Origin of the sequence: Streptomyces cahuitamycinicus, from assembly GCF_002891435.1 — a bacterium.
GTDB lineage: Bacteria > Actinomycetota > Actinomycetes > Streptomycetales > Streptomycetaceae > Streptomyces > Streptomyces cahuitamycinicus.
Genome location: NZ_POUC01000568.1, coordinates 1 through 4,133 on the forward strand (window position 1 = coordinate 1; position 4,133 = coordinate 4,133).

At 69.9% G+C, this 4,133-nt stretch carries 5 protein-coding genes; 4 read left to right on the forward strand and 1 reads right to left on the reverse strand.

Annotation, left to right across the window (positions count from 1 at the left end):
- The 3 genes from C1J00_RS39360 to C1J00_RS39370 form a co-directional block, all read left to right on the forward strand.
- Positions 1-123 (forward strand): LPXTG cell wall anchor domain-containing protein (locus C1J00_RS39360; protein WP_146046353.1); only part of this gene is annotated, 123 nt, incomplete at its 5' end.
- A gap of 517 nt (positions 124-640) precedes the next feature.
- Complete coding sequence (locus C1J00_RS39365; protein ID WP_245936689.1) at positions 641-1,168, forward strand: tyrosinase family oxidase copper chaperone; 528 nt, start codon at positions 641-643, stop codon at positions 1,166-1,168.
- Positions 1,152-2,018 (forward strand): tyrosinase family protein, encoded by an 867-nt coding sequence (locus C1J00_RS39370; protein WP_102913671.1) that lies wholly within the window; start codon positions 1,152-1,154, stop codon positions 2,016-2,018. The genes C1J00_RS39365 and C1J00_RS39370 overlap by 17 nt, the downstream gene beginning before the upstream one ends.
- Before the next feature lie 159 nt (positions 2,019-2,177).
- Here C1J00_RS39370 and C1J00_RS39375 read toward each other — a convergent pair whose 3' ends face one another.
- On the reverse strand, positions 2,178-3,140 hold the full coding sequence (locus tag C1J00_RS39375) for a D-2-hydroxyacid dehydrogenase family protein (RefSeq protein WP_102913672.1): 963 nt from the start codon (positions 3,138-3,140) through the stop codon (positions 2,178-2,180).
- Between the two features lie 413 nt (positions 3,141-3,553).
- Between C1J00_RS39375 and C1J00_RS39380 the strand changes: the two genes are divergently transcribed.
- A complete protein-coding gene (locus C1J00_RS39380; RefSeq protein WP_342751792.1) occupies positions 3,554-4,114 on the forward strand; it encodes a hypothetical protein in 561 nt (186 codons plus the stop codon).
- The last annotated feature ends 19 nt before the right edge of the window (positions 4,115-4,133 follow it).

Sequence of the window (4,133 nt, forward strand, 5' to 3'; positions counted from 1 at the left end):
GATCGGCCCTCCCTCCCCGACACCGGGGGTGGGGAGATGATCGCGGCCTCTGGAGCAGCCGCGGTACTGCTGGCGGGTGGCGTCATCCTCTACCGGCGAGGACGGGCCTTGTCCCGTCGGTAGCGGTTACTCCCTACCGGGTGCCGGACGCTTGACGTCCGGCACCCGAGTCGGTTCCGGACCCATCGGCCAACCAGGGGCTGGCGGCTTGGGCTCGACTCCTGGACCGCCTGGCGCCGAGCGCAGCCGACCGGATGCCGGTCCTCAACTCGCCCGCTGGCCTGAACCGTGTTTTTCCCCTGCGGATGCGGATGAGAAAGGCGGATATGACGTGCCCTTCATTCGGGTGACCTTCCGTGTGGGGCGGCGCAATTTCTGCGTGCACGGTTTCCACTCGCTCGAGGGCTCGTTGTAAGCGGTGAAGCAATTCCCCTGGTGGTCCGAGTTGCCGCAGGCATTCGGACTGCGGGCGCAGAGTTGAGGGAACCCCGGGCCGATCACGTCGCGCATGCGAGGGCCCGTCGAAGCGTGTGTCATGTGGACCGCCCTTCTCAGGGCGAGGAAGAGGCAGGCATTGCGAACCGGCAAACCACTTCAGCCACAACCAGCGCGCCCCGCGGCGCCCGCGACGGTCACCCCCGTGGCAGCCGGCTCCGCGCACTCTGCGCCGTCGCCCGCCCACGCCGCCAGGGCCACGGTGCGACGCCGGGTGCTGTGGGGACTGTGCGCATCGGCGTTCTCGGTGGCTCTCGCACCGGTACTGGTGGCGTCGGGGACGACCCCGAGCACGTCGGGAGCGGACGGGAAGGGGCCGGGACCGGCGGGCGACGAGGAGCGCTTCGACGAGACGTATCGCGGGCGCCGCATCGCAGGTGTCAGGCACGATGCCGGGCGGACCGGGGAGGACGGCCTGAGCGCGTGGCACGTCACCGTGGACGGACAGCCGTTGCACCTGATGCGCAGGGCCGACGGCAGCTGGATGAGCATGGTCGACCACTATCAGTCGTATGCGACTCCGCTCGCCGCCGCGCGCGCTGCCGTCGACGAACTCGGCCCCGGCGCACGGCTGGTCACGCCTGGTGGGCGGAACAGTCGCATGGAGGACGGCCGTACGGCGAACGAAAACGAGCACGCCGAGGGGGGGCATCGCCGTGGTGTACACGCGTAAGGACGTCAGCACACTCACCCGGTCCGAACGGCGCCGGCTTGTCAACGCGCTGCTGGAGCTCAAACGGCGCGGTGAGTACGACGAGTTCGTGCGTACGCACATCGAGTACTACACCCCCGACGGCGAGGCCGGCCTGCGCGCCGCCCACATGGCGCCTTCCTTCCTGCCCTGGCACCGCAAATTCCTGCTGGACCTGGAGAGCGCGCTGCTGCGCGTGGACGAGTCGGTGACCCTGCCGTACTGGGACTGGACGCGCAACCGCACGCGGACGGCCGTACCGTGGACCGATGACCTGCTCGGCGGCACCGGGCGGCGTTCCGACCGGCAGGTGATGTCCGGCCCCTTCGCCCACCGCAACGGCAAGTGGACGATCAAGGTGGGGGTCACCGACACGGAGTTCCTCACGCGTGAGCTGGGCCGTCCCCGGGATCCGATCGCGCTGCCGACGGCCAAGGATCTGGAGGGGGCCCTCAACGATCCCGTCTACGACACGGCACCGTGGAACTCCGGATCGGCCAAAGGGTTCCGCAACAAGGTCGAAGGATGGGGGCCCGGGCGGGGCTCCGCTTCGTGGCGCACCCACAACCGGGTCCATCGGTGGGTCGGCGGCCACATGATGGGTGGCGCGTCTGTCAATGACCCCGTGTTCTGGCTGCATCACGCCTTTGTGGACCTTCTCTGGCTCCGCTGGCAGCGGCGGCACCGGGGCGCCCGCTATCTCCCCGCGAAGCCGCTGGCCCGGGGCGACGCTCAACGCGGCCGAGTCGTCGCGCGGCATCAGAAGATGCCACCGTGGGACGTCACACCGGCCCAGTTGGAGGACCAGAGCCGGATCTACCGGTACGGGTAGCGGGTAGTCCGAACGAGCCGGGTAGGGGTACGGCTGCGTACGCGGCACGCGAACGGGCACGGCGAGGCCTGTGGACGTACGGCCGGGACCAGCGTGTTGCAGCCGCCGCCGACACAGACGCCGTGACCGTCGGGCAGGGCGGTCACCGGGCGGCACGCCTCAGTGGGCCAGGAGCCGTATCGGCGAGCCGGCCAGATAGGCCTGGATGTTCTCGACCGCCTGGCCATAGTACGTCGCGTAGTTGGCCCGGGAGACGTAGCCGAGGTGCGGGGTGGCGAGGAGGCGAGGAGCCGTGCGCATCGGGTGGTCGGCGGGCAGGGGCTCGATGTCGAAGACGTCGACGCCGGCGCCGGCGAACCCGCCCTCGTGCAGGACGGCGAGGAGGGCCTCCTGGTCGATGATGGCCGCGCGTGAGGTATTGACCAGGTACGCGTTCGGTTTCAGGAGGGCGAGTTCGGCGGGGCCGAGCAGACCGCGGGTGCGGTCGCTCAGCGCGAGGTGGACCGAGACGAAGTCGCTGCTCGCGAGGAGGTCCTCCTTGGAGGGGGCGAGCTCGACGCCGATCTCGTCGGTGCGCTCGCGGGTGAGGTTCTGACTCCAGGCGCTCACGTGCATGCCGAAGGCGAGCCCGATCTGGGCGACCCGGCTGCCGATCTTCCCCAGGCCGAGCAACCCGAGCCGCCGGCCGTGCAGATCGGCACCGACGGTACTCTGCCAGGGGCCCCCGGCGCGCAGGGCGCTGCTCTCCTCGACGATGCCCCGGGCGAGGCCGAGCAACAGCGCCCAGGTCAGTTCGACGGGCGGCGTGGAGGAACTGGCCGTGCCGCACACCGTGACGCCGTGCGCCTCGGCGGCCGCGTGGTCGATGACGGAGTTCCGCATGCCGGAGGCGACCAGCAGCTTCAGCCGGGGCAGCCGGGCGATCAGCGAGCCGGGGAACGGCACGCGTTCGCGCAGGGTTACCACGATGTCGAACCCGGCCAGGGCCGCGGCCAGGGCGTCCTCGCCCTCGATGTGCCGGTCGAATGCGACGACCTCCACGTCGTCCGCGACGAGCGACCAGTCGGCAACCTCGGTCGCCACCTTCTGAAAGTCGTCCAGTACAGCGCAGCGCAGCCGCACGTCGTGCCCCTTTCACGGCCCGTGGGTCAGTCCCCGGAGCGACCCACGGATCGGTCCATGATCCGGTTCCAGGCCCCATGATTGCGCCGGGAGCGGTGGTGCCGGAAGCCGCTCGCATCACCCGACCAATCGGTCGGCCGCAGCGCATCCTCGCGTGGCGGAACGTGAAGGCCTCAAAACACCTCCACAAGGGGGGACATGGGGCAGGACGGGGGAGGTCCGCGCGTCGCGCGGACCATCGTGTGTCCGGTACCGGTCGGGTTCCTAGTGGCCTCGGTCGTTGCGACGGCCGCCAACCGCAACGGGGCCGGCCATCTGGTGGCGGCGACTCCAGCGCACGACCCGCCTCACCGGGCAAAGTCGCGATCTTCGATCGGCGGAAGCCGTATGGAGTCCTCAAAGGCCGGGCTCATATGCATGTCGCCGACCATCCCTCACGCCCCCGCCTCGGCGCAGCCCTGGACACCCTCTCCGTCACCTTCCACGGCCTGACAGCACATCCGGACGAGCACAACTGCGGCTGCCACTGGGGCAGCTCGGAGGAGCTCAGCCTGCTGAAGACGCCGGACGTCGAACTGGAGCCGGATCTCCTGCGCCGGACCTGGCAGGCCACCGACTGGAGCGATCATGCGGCCGTGCTGCGCCGCATCCTGCCGCAGTTCGCCAGGGTTCTGGTCGCCGGTCAGGCAGAGCCCCTCTTCGGACTGGAAGAGGCCGGATACTCCTTCGCCCGCGGGCGCTGGCAGCAGTGGCCCGACGACCATGCCGATCCGGTACGCGAGTTCCTGCACGCCTGGTGGGAGCAGAGCCTCACCGATCCGGATGTGGCCGTCCCGGTGCAAGGCGCCGATGTCACTGGTGTCGATCGTGCAGTCTCCGGTCGTACTCGCCCGGCCGTCCAGCGGCACCGATCGCCACATCCACATTACGAAGAGCCTCCCTGCTTCCGGAGAAGCCGGTGGTCATGCCCCTAATCAGCGGTCTGTCGATGCC